The following is a 19359-nucleotide window of genomic DNA, read 5'->3' as shown; positions in this document are numbered from 1 at the left end:
GTCTCTGCGCCTGAGTGTCAGACGGACGGCTGCGCCGGCGGCTCGAGCGGGGTGCGGCCCCGCGCGAGCACCCACACCATCGCGGCGAGCCCCGCGACCTGCAGCGGCCAGCCCAGGGCGATCTTGGCCACGCCGAGGGCGGTCACCTGGTCCGCCCAGTAGAGCGGCAGCTGGACCACCACCCGCAGCAGGCAGGGCAGCATGAGCAGCCACGTGAGCCGCGAGCACAGCCGGACCAGCGCGGTGTCGCTGTGCCACGCCGTCGGGTCGCCGGTCACCGAGCCGATCAGGAAGCCCACGATCGGCCAGCGGACCACGATCGACAGCAGCATGCCGGCGGCGTAGGCCGCGTTGTAGAGGATCCCCGGCAGGAACACGTCCTTGGCGTCGCCGGTGCGGGCCGCGAAGAACGCGCCGATCCCGATGCCGACGAGGCTGTTGAGCACGAACTGCGGCGTCGTGCGCTGTGCGAGCCGCACCAGCAGGAGCACCACCGCCGAGGCGACGCCGACGATCAGCGAGGTCTTCAGCTCGTTGGTGCCCATCCACGTGCCGGTGAAGGCGATTGTGGGCACCGCCGCCTCGACGATCCCGCGCCTGCCGCCCAGCGCCTTGCTCATCTGGGCGCGAACCGCCGCCTCGACGGTGGCGTGCGCCGCGGGCGCCGTCATGTCCGCTGTGCTCATACGGTCTCCTGAGAGATCAAGGGCCACCGGCCGGGCGTAGCTCGTAGCGGGGGTTGAACATGACCTTGCGGCCGTCCTGGACGCTGACCAGTCCTTCGGCCCGCACCACCCGGCCCGGCTCGATGCCGGCGATCTTCCGGCGGCCGAGCCAGACCAGGTCGATCACGTCCGAACCGTCGTACAGCTCCGCCTCGAGGGCGGGCGCGCCGCCGCGCGGGCGGAGGGTCACGGTGCGCAGCGTACCCGCCACGCACGTCCGCTGGCGCTCACCGCACCGCGCGATGGGAGTGGCCCCCTGCTGCTCCAGGTCCTCCTGGAGCTCGGCGGCCTCCAGTTCGGCCTGGCTGGTGGTCAGCCTTCGGAAGAAGCCCCGCAGTCCGCCGCGTCTGGCAGGCTCCGGCGTGCCCATCGGTCACTCACCCAGCTTCCTCGTTCGCGATCCCCTTCGGAGGGATTCGTCGTCCTGGCTCCAGCCTAGGCCGGTCGTTTCCCACCGCAGCATACGTGAGCCGCTTACGGGTCAGAAGGACGGTCAGGATGGGCTTGCCCCCCGATTCGGTCAACCGGCGCATCCCGGACGGGCGTCAGCGGATCTCGCTGATCTCCGGACCGCGCTCGAAGGGCCGGAACTCCTCCCGCCCGGATCCCTGCTGCTCCTCCATGGCCTGTCTCGCCTCGGCGGGCAGACGGAGCTGGATCGCCTCCCTGGGCGGCATCGGCTCGTCACCGCGCACGACGACGATGCCGCGCACGACGTCCTCCAGGATCCGCGCCGCCTCCGGGTCGACCGCCGCCCTGCCGCTGATCACGGCGCGGAGGAACCAGCGCGGCCCGTCGACGCCGACGTAGCGCACCGGCTGCCGTCCCTGCGCCTGGCCCTGCGCGGGCACCTCGGCCGCGATCTCGGGGCCGAACGGGCCGTCCCGGTCATCGGCCGAGCCGCCGGCGGCCACCACCTCACGGGCGAGTTCGGCGCGCACCTCGTCCCAGATCCCGCTGCGCTTGGGCGCGGCGAAGGCGTTCACCTGCAGGGCGCTCTCCTCGACCAGGACGATCACACCGTCGACCTGGTCGCCCGCCATGCTGAGCTGGATCTCGAATCCGGGGCCGACGGGCAGGCGCAGGCCCCCCAGGTCCACGCGCTCGGCCTCCGGGTAGTCGTCATCGGCGTCCCAGGGGCCCGTCGTCCGCACCGGGGCGGGGCTCTCCCCCCGCACGACGGCTTGTGCGGTCTCCTCCTCAGCGCGTTGCCGGCGTCGCACCACTTCTCTCACTCTCCTCGCATCGTGGCCCGGTTCCCGGGCCCCGCGGTGTCAGCTCCCCGTCGAGCCGAACCCGTTCGTGCCCCGTACGGAGCCGGGCAACCGGTCGACCTCGTAGAACGCCGCCCGTTCCACCCGCTGGACGACGAGCTGGGCGATGCGGTCACCGCGCCGGAGCCGTACCGGGTCCTTGGCGTCGGTGTTGATCATCGTCACCTTGATCTCGCCCCGGTAGCCGGCGTCGATCGTGCCCGGCGCGTTGACCAGCGTGACGCCGTGCCGGGCCGCCAGACCCGAACGCGGATGGACGAAGGCGGCGTACCCGTCCGGCAGCGCGATGGCGACGCCGGTCCGCACAACCGCCCGCTCGCCGGGCAGCAACTCGACGTCCTCCGCCGCGTACAGGTCGGCCCCGGCGTCGCCCGGATGCGCGTACGACGGGAGCGGAAGGTCCGGGTCGAGCCGGTGGATCAGGATCTCGACGCTCACCGGGCGGCCTCGACGTGTTCCCTGATGCGGTCGCTCATGGGGCAAGACCCTACCCGTTGCGCTGGGGGGACACCGCCTCTCCCGCTCCGGAGGACGGGCGTGCCGTCTCCGGCTCCTGCCCGCCCTGTCCGCTCTGCTCGCTGTGCCCTGAAGCGGCGGGCTGGGACGCGTGAGAGTGCGCGAGCTCCTCGGCGCCGGGCTCCGGGTGCGGGGGCACGTCCCCGGCTCCGGCCTCCGCGGCGCCGGGCGGGCCGCCTTCGGCCGGTGGCTCGATGGCGGGCTGGCCGCGGCGCAGTTCGGGGAGCGCGCGGTAGATGACCGCCGTGAGCGGCACGGCCACCACGGCGCCCGCGATGCCGCCGAGCACGCCGCCCACCGCGAGGACGAGGATGATCGCCAAGGGGTGGAACTCCAGGGCCCGGCCCACGATGAGCGGCTGGAGCACGTGGTTCTCCAGCTGCTGCTCGACCACGAGGATGCCCACGAAGATCAGCGCCAGGAACCAGCCCCGGGAGCCGAAGGTCACCAGCGTCGCGATGGTGCCCGCGAACAGGATGCCGACGATCGGGATGAAGCTGGCCACGAAGACCAGCACCGCGAGGGGCGCCCACAGCGGCACCTGCATCCCCGCGAGCACCACTCCGATCACGAGCCCGTGGATGGCCGCGACCGCGACCGTGCCGTGCACGTAGTGGGAGATCGTCGCCCATGCGGCACGGCCCGCCCGGTCCACGCGCGGCGCGGCGCGGCCGAAGGAGCGCAGGAACCAGGCCCAGATCCGTTCGCCGTCCTTCAGCAGGAAGAAGGTCACGAACAGGATCAGCACGATGGAGGTGAGCACCTCGACGACCGCGGTGGCGCCGCTCAGCAGCGTGCTGGTGATCTGGCTGCGGTATTGGGTCACCTGGCTGCTGAGCTGGTCCACGAAGTCGGCGATCTGCGCCTCCTTCAGATGAAGGGGCCCGTGCAGCAGCCAGTCCTGCGCGTTGCGCACGGTCACCTGGATCTGCAGGACCAGCCGGGGGAACTCCTCGTTCGCCCGCACGCCGATCAGGAACCCGATGCCGACGATCAGCGCGAGGCCGAGCAGCATCGTGATCCACGTCGCGTAGATCGGCCGGAGCCCGGTGGCGCGCAGCCGCCGGGTCAGCGGATGAAGCAGGGCCGCGAGCAGCAGCGCGACCACCACCGGCATGACGACGAAGCTGATTCTCTCGATGATCAGCCACAGGACGTAGACCATCCCGCCGAGCAGCAGCAGCCGCCAGCTCCACGCGGCCATCGTGGCCAGCGTCGGCGGAACCCTGTCCGTGGTACTGCGGTTAGACGGGATCACGGATCCAGCCTGGCATGTCGGCGGGCGGGACGCGCAGTCGTTTTACCCGCGTATGGCGGTCGTTTCGCCACCAACCCTCCGCGGGCCCCCGGCCGCGCGCCGAAATACCCGGGAACGCCCTGGAACGCCCCAAAGCGTCGCCGGCCACCGCCGTCACCCGCAGGCGCGGCGGTGGCCGGCGGTGGCCTCACGCGGTCAGGGAGTGTCCCGTGATCTTTTGCCGTAGCGACCGCAGTAGGCGAGAAAGATCACGGGACACGACCTAGCTCGGCCACCGCGTCGAGCGGGCCGTCACCGTATTCGAGGACGAACTCCTCGACGTTGCCGGCCGCGCACAGGTCGTCCTGGGCCACCCGGACGAGGTCCGCCTGGTCCCCCGACACGGTCAGCCGGGCGACCTCGGCCCGCATCGACAGCCGCGCCTCGGACTTGGCCCGCCGCACCCGGCGGAGCACCTCCGCCACGGCGTCCAGCACCGCGGGATCGCCGTGCCGCGCCTCGCGCAGCTCGTCCGGGGACGGCCAGGCGGCGCGGTGCACCGAGCCCTCGCGCCACCACGACCAGACCTCCTCGGTCACGAACGGCAGGAACGGCGCGAACAGCCGCAGCAGCACGCCGAGCGCCCGCCGCAGGGCGGCGACGGCCGAGGCGTCCCCGTCGTACGCGCGGGCCTTGACCAGCTCCAGGTAGTCGTCGCAGAACGACCAGAAGAAGCGTTCGGTCCGTTCCAGCGCCCTGGTGTAGTCGTACGACTCGAAAGCCTCGGTGGCCTCGGCGACGACCGCCCCCAGCGCGGCGAGCATGGACAGGTCGACCGGCTCGGTGACCTCGCCGCCGCCCTCGGACCGGAAGCCGAGCACGAACTTCGACGCGTTGAGGATCTTGATGGCCAGCCGGCGGCCGATCTTGATCTGCCCGGTGTCGAACGCCGTGTCGGTGCCGGGACGCCCGTTCGCCGCCCAGTAGCGGACCGCGTCGGAGCCGTACTCCTCCAGCAGGCCCATGGGCGTGACCACGTTGCCCTTGGACTTCGACATCTTCTTGCGGTCGGGGTCGAGGATCCACCCGGAGATCGCCGCGTGCCGCCAGGGCAGCCCGCCGTGCTCCAGGTGCGACCGCACGATCGTGGAGAACAGCCAGGTGCGGATGATCTCGTGGGCCTGGGGCCGCAGGTCCATCGGGAACACGCGGCGGAACAGGTCGTCGTCGCGCTCCCACCCGGCCGCGATCTGCGGGCTCAGCGAGGAGGTCGCCCAGGTGTCCATGACATCGGGGTCGGCGGTGAAGCCGAGCGGCTTGCCCCGCTGGTCCTCCGAGAAGCCGGGCGGGACGTCGCTGGACGGGTCCACCGGCAGCGCCGACTCCGGCGGGACGACCGGCGCCTCGTAGATCGGCTCGCCGTCGGCGTCGAGCGGATACCAGACCGGGATCGGCACGCCGAAGAACCGCTGACGGGAGATCAGCCAATCGCCCGCCAGGCCCTCCACCCAGTTGTCGTACCTGACCCGCATGTGCGGCGGGTGCCACTCCAGCTCCCGGCCGCGCTCCAGGAGCTCGGCGCGCAGCTTGACGTCCCTGCCGCCGTTGCGGATGTACCACTGCCGGGTGGTGACGATCTCGAGGGGCCGGTCGCCCTTCTCGTAGAACTTCACCGGCCGCTGGATCCTGCGCGGCTCGCCGTCCAGGTGGCCGGACTCGCGCAGCATCTCCACGATGCGCTCGCGCGCGCTGTGCACGGTCTTGCCGGCCAGCTCGGCGTACGGCTCGACCGGCACGCCCTGCGGCGGCTCGGGGAGCAGGCGGCCGTCCCAGCCGATGATCGGCCGGGTGGGCAGGTCGAGCTCGCGCCACCAGGTCACGTCGGTGACGTCGCCGAACGTGCAGATCATCGCGATGCCCGAGCCCTTGTCGGGCTCGGCGAGGTGGTGGGCCACGACCGGCACCTCGACCCCGAAGACCGGGGTGCGGACGGTGGTGCCGAACAACGGCCGGTAGCGCTCGTCGTCGGGGTGGGCGACCAGCGCCACGCAGGCCGGGATCAGCTCGGGCCGGGTCGTCTCGATCCACACCATGCCGTCGGCGCCGCCGCCGTCCGGACCCTCGAACCCGATGCGGTGGAAGGCGCCGGGCCACTCCCGGTCCTCCAGCTCGGCCTGGGCCACCGCCGTGCGGAACGTCACGTCCCACAGAGTCGGGGCCTCGGCGACGTACGCCTCGCCGCGGGCGAGGTTGCGCAGGAACGCGCGCTGGGATGCCGCCCGGGCGTCGGCGTCGATGGTCGCATAGGTCATCGACCAGTCCACCGACAGGCCGAGGCGGCGCCACAGCTCCTCGAACGCCTTCTCGTCCTCGGCGGTCAGCCGCTCGCACAGCTCGATGAAGTTGCGGCGCGAGATCGGCACCTGCCGCTTGGCGTCCGGCTTCTCCGGCGGCGTGAAGCCCGGGTCGTACGGCATTGAGGGATCGCAGCGCACGCCGAAGTGGTTCTGCACGCGGCGCTCGGTGGGCAGGCCGTTATCGTCCCACCCCATCGGGTAGAAGACCTCGCGCCCCCGCATCCGCTGGTAGCGGGCGATCGTGTCCGTGTGCGTGTAGGAGAAGACGTGCCCCACGTGAAGGGACCCGGACACGGTGGGCGGCGGGGTGTCGATGGAGTAGACCTCGTCCCTGCTCCGGGACCGGTCGAACCGGTAGGTGCCCTCGGCCTCCCAGCGCGCTACCCATACCGCCTCCAAGCCGTCGAGTGTTGGTTTCTCGGGCATGGCTGCGGGGAGTCGCTGTTCGGTCATGCCACCACATGGTATGGCGTGGACCGTCACCCCGCGGGGAGACACTAAGGTCGTTATCGAGGAGGAATCATGGCGGACATGGCTCGGGAGGCCAAGCGCGAACTCGGCGCGACGGACAAGCCCGACATGCAGTGGCGGATCGTCGGCGGCCTGCTCGGCCTGGCGGTGGGCTTCTGCTCGCGCAAGGTGCTGTCGTTCGCGTGGGAGAAGGCGACCGGCAAGAAGCCGCCGGCGAGCGCCGACTCCCCCGACATCGGGCTCGGCGAGGCCATCGCGTACGCCGTGGTGATGGGCCTGGGCATGGAGATCACGCGGATCGTCGTCACGCGGTCGGCGGCGAAGAAGTGGCGCTCCTGGAAGGACGCCGCCCGGGACCTCACTCCCTAGGAGCGGCCGGCTCCCCGGACTCCAGGGCCGTGAGGAAGTCGCTGGCCCACCTGTCCACGTTGTAGGTCGCGACCCTGCGCCTGAGCGAGCGCATCCGGCGCGCCAGCTCGTGCGGGGTCGCCCGCATCGCCGCCAGCATCGTCCGCTTCATGCCGGCGATGTCGTACGGGTTGACCATGTAGGCCTGGCGCAGCTCGTCGGCCGCCCCGGCGAACTCGCTCAGCACGAGCGCCCCGCGCAGGTCGTGGCGGCAGGCGACGTACTCCTTGGCGACGAGGTTCATGCCGTCGCGCAGCGGCGTGACGACCATGACGTCGGCCGCGCAGTAGAGCGCCGCGAGCTCCTCCTTGTTGTACGACTGGTGGAGGTAGGAGATCGGCATGCGGCCGAGCACGCCGTGCTCGCCGTTGATGCGGCCCACCCGCAGCTCGATGTCGTTGCGCAGCCGGATGTACTCGGCGACCCGCTCGCGGGTGGGCGTGGCGACCTGCACGAAGACCGCCTCGTCCGGCTTGATCGAGCCGTCGTCGAGCAGCTCGCCGAACGCCTTGAGCCGCTGGCCGATGCCCTTGGTGTAGTCGAGCCGGTCGACGCCGAGCAGCACGTGCTCGGGATCGCCCAGCTCGGCGCGGATCTCCTTGGCCCGCTGCTGGACGCGCGGCTCCCGGACGAGCTGGTCCAGCTCGCCGAAGTCGACCGAGATCGGGAACGACTCGGCACGGACCGTCCGGTCCTCGAGCTGGATCTCGTTGCGGAGGTACTGCACGCCGAGCAGTCTGCGGCACAGGCGCAGGAAGTTGGCGGCGCCGCCCGGCCGCTGGAAGCCCACGAGATCGGCCCCGAGCAGTCCTTCGAGGATCTCGTTGCGCCAGGGCAGCTGGTAGAACAGCTCGCCCGGCGGGAACGGGATGTGCAGGAAGAACCCGATCTTCAGGTCGGGCCGCAGCTTCCGCAGCATCGCGGGCACGAGCTGGAGCTGGTAGTCCTGCACCCACACGACCGCGCCGGGCGCGGCGGCGTCCGCGGCCGCGCGGGCGAACCGGTCGTTGACCGCCCGGTACGCGTCCCAGAGCACACGCGAGTAGACGGGCGTGGCGACCACGTCGTGGTAGAGCGGCCACAGTGTGGCGTTGGAGAAGCCTTCGTAGTACAGCTCGACCTCGAGCTGCGACAGCGGGATGGGGATCAGGTGCATCCCGTCGTGGTCGAAAGGCTTCAGCTCCTCTCCCGCCGCCCCGGTCCAGCCGAGCCAGGCCCCGTCACGGCGTTGCATGACGGGCGCGATGGCGGTTACGAGCCCGCCCGGGCTGCGCCGCCACTCGTTCTCGCCCACGCGATCGACCGGCAGCCGGTTCGCGACGATCAGAAATGAGCTGGTGCCACGCATGAATCCCCTCCAGGTGGTCGCCTGTGACCACCATACGGAAAGTCACCAGTGACCCCCATACCCGTAAGAACGTGCACAATCCACGCCTATGACTGTGAGAATGATCTCACGCAGCTCATACGGGGTCGGCAAGAGGTTTAGACCAATCGGTGACACTTCTCTATCTGGAAGATCAGGACGGCCGGAGAGTGCCGATTGGGACGGGCACCGGGCCGCCGCGCGTCACCGGAGGGACGGAGACCGGACGGGAAAGGGCCGAGACCGCGGTACGGGGACCGGCACGGGAGGGGAGATCGGCCCGGAGGGAGGGGGTCAGCCTGGCGGCAGGGCGTGCTGGCGGCGCAGATCCGCGCGCACGGCGGCGGCGAGTTTTCTGGTGGCGACCCGGTTCAGCGCGCCGCCGGCCACGGCGCCGGTGAGGAAGGGGCCGAGCGTGGTGAGGTGACGGCCGAGCGTGCGCATCAGGCGGTTGCGCAGGGCGGTCTTGGCGGCGGCCCCGAGTGCGAGCGTGGCCGAGCCGGGGGCGAGGGGGTTGACGCCCCGCTGCTTCGACCAGGCGAGCGCGAACGCGGCCGCCCTCTGGGTGCCGTTGCCGGGGACCTTCACGCCGTACACCTCGTGCAGTTCGGCGAGGAGCTTCACTTCGATGGCCGCGACGACCAGCGTCTCGGCCACGATCTGGGCGGGTGCGGAAAGCAGGAGCGGCGGGGCGGCGAACTCGGCCGCGGCGAGCGCTCCGCCGACCGCGCCGACCGCCGTCGTCGCCTTCGCGGCGGTGCGGACGAGATCGTCGGCGAGTTGCTCGCCGGTGAGCCCGTAGTGGTGCTCCCGCAGCGTCTCGTAATCCCTGACCGGTAACCGCGGGGCGATGTTCATGAAGACGTCGGCCAGCCATCGGCCCCGGCCGACCCCCCGTTCACGTGCCTTCCTGGCGGACCTTGCCAAGGCCCCGCTGAGGCGGCCGAGCAGCCGACGCCGCTCGGCCCCGTCCGTCTCCTCAGGGGCGACGAGTTTGCCGACCAGGTCGGCCACCTCGTTGTTTGATTCATCCGCTGCTGAAGTCACGGACCCTCCCAAGGGTCTCCTAGGCGGCGCACTCGCGGCAGACCTGCTGGCCGTTCTTCTCCGAGGCCAGCTGGCTGCGGTGGTGCACCAGGAAGCACCGCGAGCAGGTGAATTCATCGGCCTGCCGAGGAATCACCCGCAGCGAGAGCTCCTCGTTCGACAGATCCGCCCCCGGCAGCTCCAACGACTCGGCCAGATCGGTCTCGTCGATGTCGATGCTGCCCGACGACTTGTCGCTCCTGCGCGCCTGGAGTTCCTGGAGGCTGTCCTCGTTGAGGTCGTCGTCGGTCTTACGCGGGCTGTCGTAGTCGGTAGCCATCTGCTACTCCATCCCCCTCATCTATCTGCCTGCGCCTGATGTCGCGCGTGGATAACGCTCGGAAGGCCGGTGTTGTGCCCGCGGGGGCCGGTAAATTGTGCATTCGGTACCCGCTTGAACGAACACTGAACCTTCCGACACGCGAGGGGCATCCCACCGGGGGCTGCGGTTAGCCAAATATGGCGAAAACCACAGTATCGGCGGTATCCCCACCGCGTTCGACGGCACATCCAACCACATGTGCGGCGTGCACGCTCCATCAGCGCGCCGACTGCGGCGTCCCCGGAGATGCCCCGGCCCCGGAGAGACGCACCGTCACCACGAGACCGCCCCCGTCGCGGGGGACGGCGGCGACCGTTCCGCCGTGCGCGCGGACGATCGCGCGCACGATGGACAGGCCGAGACCCGCGCCCTTGGCGGACTGAACCCGGTCGGCATTCAAGCGCCGGAACGGCTCGAACAGGCTCTCCACCTCGTACGCGGGAACGTGCGGTCCCGTGTTCGCGACCTGAACAACCGCACCCCCGTCGACAATTCCCGACCGGACCCATACTTTTCCGGACTCGCCGAGATTGTGCTTGATGCCGTTCTCGACGAGGTTGGAGACGCAGCGTTCTATGAGAACGGGGTCACCCGTCGTGGCCGCCGGGTGGAGGTCGTGCTCGACCGTCACGCCCTCTTCCCCGGCGAAGGGGGCCAGTTGCTCCACCGCCGTCCTGGCGACCTCCTGGACGTCCACGGGCTTTCGCACCGACAGCTCGCGCTCGCTGCGGGCGAGCAGCAGCAGGCCCTCGATCAGCCGCTCGTTGCGTGCGGTGGTGCCGAGGAGCGTGCGCCCCAGCACCTTGAGATCGTCCGACGCCTCAGGGTCGGACAGGGCCACCTCCAGCACCGTACGGTTGATCGCCAGCGGCGTCCGCAGCTCGTGCGAGGCGTTGTCCACGAACCTCCGCTGCGCGTCGAAGGCGGTGTTGAGCCGGGTGAGCATCGCGTCGAAGGTGTCGGCCAGCTCCTTCAGCTCGTCGTCGGGGCCCTGGAGGTCGATGCGCTCGTGGGCGAGCGAGGTCTCCGACAGCTTCCGCGCGGTCGCCGTCATCTTGATGACGGGCCGCAACGCCCGGTCCGCCACGAGGTATCCCAGCATCAGCGCCAGGATCCCCACGCCCAGCAGCGCCAGCAGCGCCCGCTTCAGCAGCTCGGCCCGCGCCACCGCGGTGACCTCCGCCTGCGACTGGGCGAACTGGTGGTTGGCCTCGTCGATCCACTCCTGCGGCACGCTCCCCCGCGGGAATATGATCTGCGGCACACTCTGCCAGCCGATGTCGATCGCCTGGCCGATCAGCACATACATGACCATGACCAGCAGCGCGCCGGCGACGAAGACCAGCGCGGCGTACGTGAGGGTCAGGCGCCAGCGGATGCTGACGCGGTTCTGCAGCGACTTGATCTCGTTGAGCAGGGTGCCCCGCTGCACGGGGTGGGCGACCAGGGGCGGCGGGCCGTCCCAGGCGGGCGGGCCGCTGGGCGGCGGCGGCACCTGGCTGCGGTAGGGGCCGGTGCCCATCGGGTTCGACATCCGCCGGGTGCGACCCGCCGGGGCCTGCCCGCCGGCCGGCGGAGCCACCACGTCCGGCGAGGTCGTGGCGGCGTCCGATTCAGCGGGCGGCGGGAGAATCCGGGGCGTCCTCCCCTCGGAGGCGTCACGCGGTTCGCTCACAGGGCCCCCTCTCCCGGGACGCGGTGATGGCGCGGGTCGTCACAGCCGGTACCCGACACCGGGCACGGTCTCGATGACCGGCGGATCGCCCAGCTTCTTGCGCAGCGTCATCATGGTCACCCTGACCACGTTGGTGAACGGGTCGATGTTCTCGTCCCACGCCTTGTCGAGCAGGTCCTCCTGGCTGACGACGGCGCCCTCGGCCCGCATCAGCTCCTCCAGCACCGCGAACTCCTTCTTGGTGAGGTTGACCTCGATTCCGTCCCTCGCCACCTGGCGTTTGCCGGGGTCGAGCCGGATGCCGGCGCGTTCGAGCACGGGCGGCAGCGGCGGCGCGGACCTGCGGCCGAGCGCGCGCACCCGGGCCACGAGCTCCATGAACACGAACGGCTTGGCCAGATAGTCGTCGGCGCCCAGCTCCAGCCCCTCGACCTTGTCGTCCACGTCGCCCGCGGCCGTCAGCATGATGATCCGCGAAGCCGACCGCTGGGCGACCAGGCGGCGGGCCACCTCGTCGCCGTGCACCTTGGGCAGGTCGCGGTCGAGCACGATCACGTCGTAGTCGATGTAGCCGGTCTTCTCCAAGGCGGTGGCGCCGTCGTAGGCGACGTCCACGGCCATCGCCTCCCGGCGGAGGCCGGTGGCGATCGCGTCCGCGAGCACCCGCTCGTCCTCCACCACAAGCACGCGCATCAAGTCCTCCTAGCTGGTACGACGCCCCTCATTGTGGCCATATTCGACGTAAGCCGCCGGTAAGCGGTTCCGGCGCTCTACGTGACGTAGAGCACAGAAATTCACAGGTTTACGCCCGACCCGGACATGGGTAGGCCCGTGACACCCTCCATTGTCGTGTGCCGGGGAAGGGCGCGCCTCTCCGTAGGACCCGTGCCGTAGCCCCCCGTGACACGTTTCGCCCCCTGAGAAAGAAGGTGAGATGGGCGAGTTCACGACCACGATCGAAACCAGGCTCGACCAGGCCTACAAGGGTCTTGAAGAGGCCACCACGAGCGGGGACGACTTCCTCGCCGACACCCTCACCGCCGAGATCGAGGACCTTCACCGCCTCGCCGAGGATCACGGCATCGACATCCAGCGCTGATCGGAACCGACACTGACGAGGGGGCCCGCCGTACGGCGGGCCCCCTCGCCTGTGCGCAGGGTGAAGTCAGCGTGAAGTCCGCGCGAAGTCAGCGCGAACGCGGCGCGAATTCACGGCGGCTCCGAGACAGACGTGCGGGTCCTCAGTCGCGCTCGGGGTCGAGGGGAACGAGCAGGTCGTGCAGTTCCTCGAAGAGCCCAGGGGCCGCGCACAGCGCCATGTCGGGACTGACCGGCCTGCCGTTCAGGCCGCCGAGGCGGGCTCCGGCCTCCACGGCGATCAGGCCGGCCGCCGCGTGGTCCCAGTAGTTGGCGCCGCGCTCGTAGTAGGCGTCGACGCGGCCCGCGGCGACCGAGCAGAGATCGACCGCGCACGAGCCGCCGCGCCGGATGTCCCTGACCTGGGGCACCACCTGCGCCAGCACCTCGGCCTGCACCCGGCGCCGCCCCGCCGCGTAGCCGAACCCGGTGGCGACGAGGGCCTTGGCCAGCGGGACACCGGTGTTGCAGCGCAGCCGCTCGCCCCTGAGCCAGGCGCCGCCGCCCTTCGACGCGGTGAACAACTCGCCGCGCGGCACGTTGTGCACCACTCCGGCGACGATCTCGCCGTCCACCTCGACGCCGATGCTGACCGCCCAGTCCGGCAGGCCGTACAGGAAGTTGACCGTGCCGTCGATGGGGTCGACGACCCACCGGACGCCTCCCTCACCGGGGGTGTCGCCGCCCTCCTCGCCGAGGACCGCGTCGCGCGGCCTGGCCTCGGCGATCCTGCTGCGGATCAGTTCCTCCGCGGCCCGGTCGAGCGCGGTGACGACGTCGGTGGGGCTCGACTTGGTGGCGAGCACCTCGGGCCGCGCGGGCCGCTTGGCGAGAAGCATCTGGCCGGCCTCCTCCGCTATGCCGGTCGCCAGCTCCAGCAGCTCCTCCGCCCGCGCGCGGTCATGCCGGTACTCCCGCTCGTCCATCCTGGCCTGCCCCCTCCTCGTACGTGCTCACATCGAAGCGGCCGGCGCCCGGCTCGGGCGTCGGCCGCATGGGTGACATCCTCCCAAATCAGGGTGTACCGCCACTCAACGGTCAGCTCAGGGACGGCGGCCGGGTCCACCCTTCGCCCAGGACGTGCTGCGCGAGGAAGGCCAGAACGGTCTCGTACCAGGCGATCGCGTTGCCGGGCTTGAGCACCCAGTGGTTCTCGTCGGGGAAGTAGAGGAACTTCGACTCGACCCCCGAGCGCTGGAGGTCCCACCACAGCCGCAGGCCCTCGCCGATCGGCACGCGGTAGTCCTTGTCGCCGTGGATCACCAGCATGGGCGTCCTGATCTCGCCGAGCCACCGGTGGGGCGACAACCGGGCGTAGCGGGCGGACCCGAGGGCGCCGAACTCCCGCTGCCAGTAGTTCGCGCCGTCGGTGGTGCCCGCGAACTGGTCCAGGTTCCACAGTGAGGCGTGCGTCACGATCGCCCGGAACCTGTCGGTGTGCCCGGCGACCCAGTTGGCCATGTAGCCGCCGAACGAGCCGCCCATCGCCGCCGTCCGCTGCTCGTCGATCTCCGGCCGCTTGAGGCACTCGTCCGTGATCGCCATGAGGTCGGCGTGGGTCACCGGCCCCCAGTCGCCCCAGCCCCGCTTGATCATGTCCTGGCCGTACCCGGTGGACAGACAGGGGTCGGGCAGCAGCACGGCGTAGCCGTGCCTGGCCATGAGCCAGGGGTTCCAGCGCCAGCTCCAGTCGTTCCAGCTCGACAGCGGACCGCCGTGGATCCACAGCAGGAACGGTGCGGGGTCCTCGGCGGTCGCCTCCGCGGGGACGACCAGCCAGCCGCGGATCTCGGTCCCGTCCTCGGCCGTCGCGGTCACCTCGGTCAGCGTGCCGGGCAGGTCCAGCGGCGGCACGGGCGAGGGCAGGGTCGTCACGGAGCCGTCGGCCGCGATCCGCACCGGCCGCGGCGGCGAGTCGATCGCGCCGCGCAGGGCGTAGACCGAGCCGTCGGGCGCCGGGCACAGCTCGGCGTAGGCGCCGTCGTCCGAGGTCAGCCGCGTGGGCTCGCCCTCTGTGCCGACCTCTGTGCCGACCTCTGTGCCGACCCGGAAGACCGGCCTGCGGCCCCGGTGGTCGGCGGCGAAGAAGAGCTCTCGCGAGGAGGGCGCCCACGCGACCGAGGCGGGGAAGATCTCCCGGGCGACCGCGCGCCCTTCACCGGTGGCCAGGTCGATCACCCACAGGTCGAGCGCGACCTGCGTCTCCTCGGCGCCGTGCCGCTCCCGCACGCAGGCGACCCGCCGCCCGTCCGGCGACACCGTGACCGGCCCGGCGAAGTCGTGCCCCTCGGACGTCGCGAGCGTCCGCCGCGACCCGTCCGCGACGTCGATCGCGACCAGGTCCCAGCGGACGTCGCCGTTCGGGAGCGGCACCCGCCAGGTCGCGACCACGGTCCGCCCGTCCGGGGTGAGGTCGAAAGACAGGTGCTCGTTCAGCGCGCCGCCGGGTGCGGGCGTGAGATCGCGCACGTCCTCCAGGCCCTCGCGTACGGCGCGGCCGGCGAACAGCCGGGTCTCGGCCGGGCCGAGGTCGTGGTCCCAGTAGCGCACCGGGTAGCCCTCGTGCAGGATCGCGCTGACCCCGGCCTCCTCGCGGGCCTTGCGCCGCTCCTCCTCGGTGGCGGCGTCGCCGGGCAGCACCTCGGAGGTGTAGACGACCGCGCCGCCCGCCGCCCGCACCCCGCCGATCCCGCCGGGGCGGGTGGCGACGCGCACCGGCTCGCCGCGCTCGGGCAGCAGCCACAGGGCGGCCGTGTCGCCGCCGCTCTCCTTCGCCGTCTCGTCGGGCCGCCGGGAGACGAAGAACAGGGTCCCGTCGGGGGCGAACTCGGCCCCCGCCTCTCCCTTCGCCGACCGGGTCAGCCGGCGGGGCTCGCCTCCGGGGTCCTGGGGGATCTCCCACAGCGCGGCGCCGTACGACTTGCCGTCGGGGTTGAGCGACTGGACCACGGACACGAGCCGGGTCCCGTCGGGCGACAGCCGCAGGGCGTTCACGCGCGGCAGGGCCATGTATTCGCGGATGTCCGGAAATTGGCTCACCGCTCGAACCTACTCGCTGACGCACGCACCACCCAAGCGATACAGGCGCGGGCGGAACCGTCGTACCGTCCGCGTAAGGTGTGGCGCATGGGGAGCACCAACGGATACGACGCCCTGCTGGTCGTCTCCTTCGGAGGGCCGGAGAAACCCGACGACGTCATGCCGTTCCTGGAGAACGTCGTGCGCGGCCGGGGCGTGCCGCGCGAGCGGCTGCTGGAGGTCGAGGCGCACTACCAGAGGTTCGGCGGGGTCAGCCCGATCAACCGGCAGTGCCGCGACCTGATCGCCGCGCTCGACGTGGACCTGCCCGTCTACTGGGGCAATCGCAACTGGCACCCGTTCCTCGAGGACACGGTCCTGCGGATGAAGGAGGACGGCGTCCGCAAGGCGGCGGCCTTCGTCACCGCGGCCTACAGCTCCTACTCCAGTTGCCGGCAGTACCTCGACGACATCGCCCGTGCCCGCGCCGCCGTCCCCGGCGCCCCCGAGATCGTCAAGCTCCGCCACTACTACGACCATCCCGGGTTCATCGCGGCGATGGCCGACCACACCCGCGAGGCCCTCGACCGGCTGCCCGCCGACGCCCGCGAACAGGCCCGCCTCGTGTTCACCGCGCACAGCATCCCCGTCTCCATGGCCCGCACGGCCGGACCCGCGGGGGGCGCGTACGAGGCCCAGCTCAGGCGGGCCGCCGAACTGGTGACCACGCACGTCGACGAGGGGCGGGCCTGGGACCTGGTCTGGCAGAGCCGCAGCGGCCCGCCGCAGGTGCCCTGGCTGGAGCCCGACGTCTGCGACCACCTGGAGGCGCTGCACGCCGAGGGCGTGCGGTCGGCCGTCCTGGTGCCCATCGGGTTCGTCTCCGACCACATGGAGGTCGTCTACGACCTCGATGTGGAGGCCGCGGCCACGGCCGAGAAGCTCGGCATGGCCCTCACCAGGGCCTCGACCGCGGGCACCCACCCGCGGTTCGTGTCGATGGTGGGCGAACTGCTCGCCGAGCCCGAGCCCGCGCCGTGCGCGGCGACCTGCTGCCCGGCGCCCGTCCGGCCCGCCCACCGGCCGGGCCGTTAGCGGCGCCGGAGCGGGACGGCAGGACCCGCCGTCGCGGGTCCCTCCCGCGCGTCAGGAGGCGTACGTGCGGGCGTACGCCTCCGCGAGCGACAGGACCTTGTTCACGTAGTCCCAGGAGTGGTTGTAGAACCACACGGCCTTCCTGAGCTTGTCGCCGCCTGCGCCGGCCCCGTTGGCGCACAGGTATTTGGCGGCCGACGGCACCGCGTCGTAGGGACTCCAGATGTCCGCCTCGCCGTCACCGTCGCCGTCCACGCCGTACACCTTCCAGGTGGCGGGCATGAACTGCATCGGCCCGAGCGCCCCCGCGGACGAGGGGCCGTTGTTGCGGCCGTGGCTGCTCTCGACCTGGCCGATGGCGGCCAGGACGGTCCACGAGAGGCCGGGGCAGACGGTGGCGGACCGCTGGTAGAGGTCCAGGTAGCTCGTGGGCCGTCCCACCAGGGCCCGCCCCGGCGTGGCCGTGGCCCGCGGCCGGACGGCGGCCGCGCCGACCCTCTCGACCTGCGCGCCCTTGCCGAGCAATCGCGCGACCGCCTTGTCGCTCACCTTGCCCGGGTCGCCGTGGACCAGCACCACGACGCCGCCGGGGAAGCCGAGCTTGCGGCCCAGGTCCTGGCTGACCAGGCCGTCGACGCCGGGCAGCCCGAGCGAGGCCGAGGCGGCGACGCGCAGCCGGGGGCCCCGGTCGATCTGGTACTCCGCGCCGAGCAGCATGCCGAGACGTTTGACCGTGGCCGCGTCGGCGACCATTTCGCCCCGCGCGAGCGCGCTCCACACCTCCGGGTGATCGGCCACGTTCTTCGGCGTCCACGACCGGAACGTGGCCGGGTCGACCGCGAGCAGCCGCAGGGCCGTGCCGGACACGTGCACCGCGCCGCCGTCGGCGACCACCACCTTCTGCACGTGCCGCAGCTTGGCGATCTTCAACAGGGTGCTCTGCGGCACCCGCTTCGGGGAGATCGCCAGGAGGTGCGGCAGCGTGACCTGCACGCCGGGCCCGCCGACGACGGGCGCGCTCGACGGCAGCGTACGGTCGGGCATGAGGCTTCCCGCCGTCGCCCGCGCGGCCGGAAGGGGGTTGTCGGCCCGCGTACGGTCCGTCTCCGCCCGGCCGCCGCCGGCCGCCAGCGCGCCGTCACCGGGCCAGGTGACCAGGAAGGCGGTGCCCGCGGCGATGACGCTCAGGATCACGACCGCGAGGCCGGTCACGATCGGGCGGAGCCGCATGGAGGCGGAATGAGTGGACGACCTCACCTCAGCCCCTCCACCCCCGACGCGGAAAAATCACTTGCCTCATGATATGCGGGTGGGCGATGGTCGAAACGGAGACAAACGCCGTCCGCGTGTCCCGGGACCGCCCGGGGCCGCCGCCGCTGTCGAACGACCGGCCCGGACGCACACGCACCACAGTGCCGAAGGGGAACACACCATGGTCGGGCCGTATCGCGGGCTGTTCGGCACGCCCGGAGTCAAGGGCTTCGTCATCGCGGGGTTCGTCGGGCGGGCGCCCATGTCGATGCTCGGCATCGGCGTCATCCTGCTGATCACCGCCATCACCGGTTCGTACGCGAAGGCGGGGGCCGTGGCGGCGACCTTCTCCATCGCGGTCGCCGTGGCCGGGCCCCTCACCGGGCGGCTGGTGGACCGGTTCGGCCAGGCGCGGGTGCTGCTCCCGTTGGTGCTGCTGCACGCCTGCTCGCTCACCACCCTGATGCTGTGCGCGCACGCCGGGGCCCCCGAATGGACGCTGTACGCCGCCGGCGCGGCGGCCGGGGCCACCGGGATCTCGCTCGGCTCGATGGTCCGGGCCCGCTGGTCGCACGTGCTCGGTGACCCCGCCAAGCTGCACACCGCGTTCTCGTTCGAGTCCGTGGCCGACGAGGTGATCTTCGTCGGCGGCCCCGCCTTCGTGACCGCCCTCACGATCGCGATCAACCCCTACGCGGGCCTGATCGCCGCGATCGTGCTGACCGTGTCGGGCACGGTGGCGTTCGCCTCGCTCCGCGCCACCGAACCGCCTGCCGTACGGCACCGGGGGGCGGCCGGGTCCCCGATCGCGATCCCGGGCGTGGCGCTGCTGTCGGCGGTGTTCCTGGCCATGGGCGCGGTGTTCGGTTCCGTCGACATCACCACCGTGGCCTTCGCGGAGGAGCACGGCAGCAAGGCCGCGGCCGGTCTGCTGCTCGCGTCGATCGCGTGCGGCAGCGCGGTCTCCGGCCTGTGGTACGGCTCCCGGCAGTGGAAGATCAGCCTGCGCGCCCGGTTCGTCCGCGGGCTGTCGCTGTTCGCCGCCGGGCTCACGCCGGTGCTGCTCATGCGCGACGTGCGGGTCATGGCGCTGGCGCTCTTCGTCGCCGGCCTGTCCATCTCACCCACCATCATCACCGGGTTCTCGCTGGTGGAGCGCCTGGTTCCGGCGGCCCAGCTCAACGAGGGCATGGCGTGGATCACCACCTCGATCAACCTCGGTGTGGCGGTGGGCTCCTGGGCCGGCGGACGGCTGACCGACGTGTTCGGGGCGTCCAACGCGTACGGCTTCTCCTACGCCTGCGCGCTGCTCGCGGCCGTCGTGGGCCTCGCCGGCTCGGCGCTGGTCCGGGTGCGTCACCAGCACACGAACTGAGACCGAGGCCGGCCCCGTAGGCAGCGGGGCGATTCATGAGTAGTGT

At 71.6% G+C, this 19359-nt stretch carries 18 protein-coding genes; 4 read left to right on the top strand and 14 right to left on the bottom strand.

The features are described from left to right. Positions 1–17: 17 nt before the first annotated feature. The 6 genes from FH610_RS13205 to valS form a co-directional block, all read right to left on the bottom strand. Positions 18–686: a DUF3159 domain-containing protein gene (locus FH610_RS13205; protein WP_139574634.1), complete on the bottom strand. Its 669-nt coding sequence runs from the start codon at positions 684–686 to the stop codon at positions 18–20. A 16-nt stretch (positions 687–702) separates the two neighbouring features. Continuing rightward, positions 703–1095 (bottom strand): OB-fold nucleic acid binding domain-containing protein, encoded by a 393-nt coding sequence (locus FH610_RS13200; RefSeq protein WP_030505482.1) that lies wholly within the window; start codon positions 1093–1095, stop codon positions 703–705. Positions 1096–1270: 175 nt separating this feature from the next. Then, on the bottom strand, positions 1271–1948 hold the full coding sequence (locus FH610_RS13195) for a DUF3710 domain-containing protein (protein WP_240808945.1): 678 nt from the start codon (positions 1946–1948) through the stop codon (positions 1271–1273). 51 nt (positions 1949–1999) lie between these two features. After that, entirely contained in the window at positions 2000–2437 is a 438-nt protein-coding gene (gene dut, locus FH610_RS13190) for a dUTP diphosphatase (RefSeq protein ID WP_139574632.1), read from the bottom strand. A gap of 49 nt (positions 2438–2486) precedes the next feature. Then, positions 2487–3719 carry an AI-2E family transporter gene (locus FH610_RS13185; RefSeq protein WP_139574631.1) on the bottom strand — a complete coding sequence of 411 codons (1233 nt, stop codon included), beginning with the start codon at positions 3717–3719 and terminating at the stop codon, positions 2487–2489. A gap of 302 nt (positions 3720–4021) precedes the next feature. Beyond that, entirely contained in the window at positions 4022–6562 is a 2541-nt protein-coding gene (valS, locus tag FH610_RS13180; RefSeq protein ID WP_139574630.1) for a valine--tRNA ligase, read from the bottom strand. Positions 6563–6631: 69 nt separating this feature from the next. Here valS and FH610_RS13175 point away from each other — a divergent pair, with 69 nt between their 5' ends. Further along, a complete protein-coding gene (locus FH610_RS13175; RefSeq protein ID WP_225898017.1) occupies positions 6632–6949 on the top strand; it encodes a DUF4235 domain-containing protein in 318 nt (105 codons plus the stop codon). Here the strand turns inward: FH610_RS13175 and FH610_RS13170 are convergent. The 5 genes from FH610_RS13170 to FH610_RS13150 form a co-directional block, all read right to left on the bottom strand. Continuing rightward, entirely contained in the window at positions 6939–8336 is a 1398-nt protein-coding gene (locus FH610_RS13170) for an alpha,alpha-trehalose-phosphate synthase (UDP-forming) (RefSeq protein WP_139574629.1), read from the bottom strand. The two genes, FH610_RS13175 and FH610_RS13170, sit on opposite strands and share 11 nt — an antisense overlap. 312 nt (positions 8337–8648) lie before the next feature. Continuing rightward, positions 8649–9401: a hypothetical protein gene (locus FH610_RS13165; protein WP_240808944.1), complete on the bottom strand. Its 753-nt coding sequence runs from the start codon at positions 9399–9401 to the stop codon at positions 8649–8651. A 19-nt stretch (positions 9402–9420) separates the two neighbouring features. Next, positions 9421–9720, bottom strand: a complete 300-nt coding sequence (locus FH610_RS13160; RefSeq protein WP_030505490.1) for a DUF4193 domain-containing protein — start codon at positions 9718–9720, stop codon at positions 9421–9423. 259 nt (positions 9721–9979) lie between these two features. Further along, positions 9980–11437, bottom strand: a complete 1458-nt coding sequence (locus FH610_RS13155; protein ID WP_240808943.1) for a sensor histidine kinase — start codon at positions 11435–11437, stop codon at positions 9980–9982. Positions 11438–11476: 39 nt separating this feature from the next. After that, positions 11477–12130, bottom strand: coding sequence for a response regulator transcription factor (locus FH610_RS13150; RefSeq protein WP_139574628.1), 654 nt, complete (start codon positions 12128–12130; stop codon positions 11477–11479). Positions 12131–12371: 241 nt separating this feature from the next. On the opposite strand from FH610_RS13150, the gene FH610_RS43280 reads away from it, so the two are divergent. Then, complete coding sequence (locus FH610_RS43280; protein WP_167530612.1) at positions 12372–12536, top strand: hypothetical protein; 165 nt, start codon at positions 12372–12374, stop codon at positions 12534–12536. A 142-nt stretch (positions 12537–12678) separates the two neighbouring features. Here the strand turns inward: FH610_RS43280 and FH610_RS13145 are convergent, their stop codons facing one another. Together FH610_RS13145 and FH610_RS13140 are read right to left on the bottom strand one after the other, a co-directional pair. Next, a complete protein-coding gene (locus FH610_RS13145; protein WP_139574627.1) occupies positions 12679–13500 on the bottom strand; it encodes an inositol monophosphatase family protein in 822 nt (273 codons plus the stop codon). Positions 13501–13612: 112 nt separating this feature from the next. Then, positions 13613–15583, bottom strand: a complete 1971-nt coding sequence (locus FH610_RS13140) for a S9 family peptidase (RefSeq protein ID WP_139574945.1) — start codon at positions 15581–15583, stop codon at positions 13613–13615. Positions 15584–15700: 117 nt separating this feature from the next. On the opposite strand from FH610_RS13140, the gene FH610_RS13135 reads away from it, so the two are divergent. After that, the gene (locus tag FH610_RS13135; protein WP_139574626.1) at positions 15701–16687 is read left to right on the top strand and encodes a ferrochelatase; all 987 of its coding nucleotides are present in this window, start codon (positions 15701–15703) and stop codon (positions 16685–16687) included. 51 nt (positions 16688–16738) lie between these two features. Here the strand turns inward: FH610_RS13135 and FH610_RS45165 are convergent, their stop codons facing one another. Beyond that, the gene (locus FH610_RS45165) at positions 16739–17917 is read right to left on the bottom strand and encodes a lytic transglycosylase domain-containing protein (protein WP_139574625.1); all 1179 of its coding nucleotides are present in this window, start codon (positions 17915–17917) and stop codon (positions 16739–16741) included. A gap of 202 nt (positions 17918–18119) precedes the next feature. Here FH610_RS45165 and FH610_RS13125 point away from each other — a divergent pair, with 202 nt between their 5' ends. Beyond that, positions 18120–19313 (top strand): MFS transporter, encoded by a 1194-nt coding sequence (locus tag FH610_RS13125; RefSeq protein WP_139574624.1) that lies wholly within the window; start codon positions 18120–18122, stop codon positions 19311–19313. Positions 19314–19359: the final 46 nt, after the last annotated feature.

The sequence above is a fragment of the Microbispora catharanthi genome, assembly GCF_006334915.2.
Taxonomy (GTDB): Bacteria; Actinomycetota; Actinomycetes; order Streptosporangiales; family Streptosporangiaceae; genus Microbispora; species Microbispora catharanthi.
Note: the sequence above shows the minus strand (reverse complement) of the source record. Positions and strands in the feature narration are given on the sequence as shown.

Coding starts and splice junctions, on each gene's coding strand:
- FH610_RS13205 (WP_139574634.1), bottom strand. CDS start 686: ATGAGCACAGCGGACATGACGGCGCCCGCGGCGCACGCCACCGTCGAG.
- FH610_RS13200 (WP_030505482.1), bottom strand. CDS start 1,095: ATGGGCACGCCGGAGCCTGCCAGACGCGGCGGACTGCGGGGCTTCTTC.
- FH610_RS13185 (WP_139574631.1), bottom strand. CDS start 3,719: ATGGCCGCGTGGAGCTGGCGGCTGCTGCTGCTCGGCGGGATGGTCTAC.
- valS (WP_139574630.1), bottom strand. CDS start 6,562: ATGACCGAACAGCGACTCCCCGCAGCCATGCCCGAGAAACCAACACTC.
- FH610_RS13175 (WP_225898017.1), top strand. CDS start 6,632: ATGGCGGACATGGCTCGGGAGGCCAAGCGCGAACTCGGCGCGACGGAC.
- FH610_RS13170 (WP_139574629.1), bottom strand. CDS start 8,336: ATGCGTGGCACCAGCTCATTTCTGATCGTCGCGAACCGGCTGCCGGTC.
- FH610_RS13160 (WP_030505490.1), bottom strand. CDS start 9,720: ATGGCTACCGACTACGACAGCCCGCGTAAGACCGACGACGACCTCAAC.
- FH610_RS13150 (WP_139574628.1), bottom strand. CDS start 12,130: ATGCGCGTGCTTGTGGTGGAGGACGAGCGGGTGCTCGCGGACGCGATC.
- FH610_RS43280 (WP_167530612.1), top strand. CDS start 12,372: ATGGGCGAGTTCACGACCACGATCGAAACCAGGCTCGACCAGGCCTAC.
- FH610_RS13145 (WP_139574627.1), bottom strand. CDS start 13,500: ATGGACGAGCGGGAGTACCGGCATGACCGCGCGCGGGCGGAGGAGCTG.
- FH610_RS13140 (WP_139574945.1), bottom strand. CDS start 15,583: ATGGCCCTGCCGCGCGTGAACGCCCTGCGGCTGTCGCCCGACGGGACC.
- FH610_RS13135 (WP_139574626.1), top strand. CDS start 15,701: ATGGGGAGCACCAACGGATACGACGCCCTGCTGGTCGTCTCCTTCGGA.
- FH610_RS45165 (WP_139574625.1), bottom strand. CDS start 17,917: ATGCGGCTCCGCCCGATCGTGACCGGCCTCGCGGTCGTGATCCTGAGC.
- FH610_RS13125 (WP_139574624.1), top strand. CDS start 18,120: ATGGTCGGGCCGTATCGCGGGCTGTTCGGCACGCCCGGAGTCAAGGGC.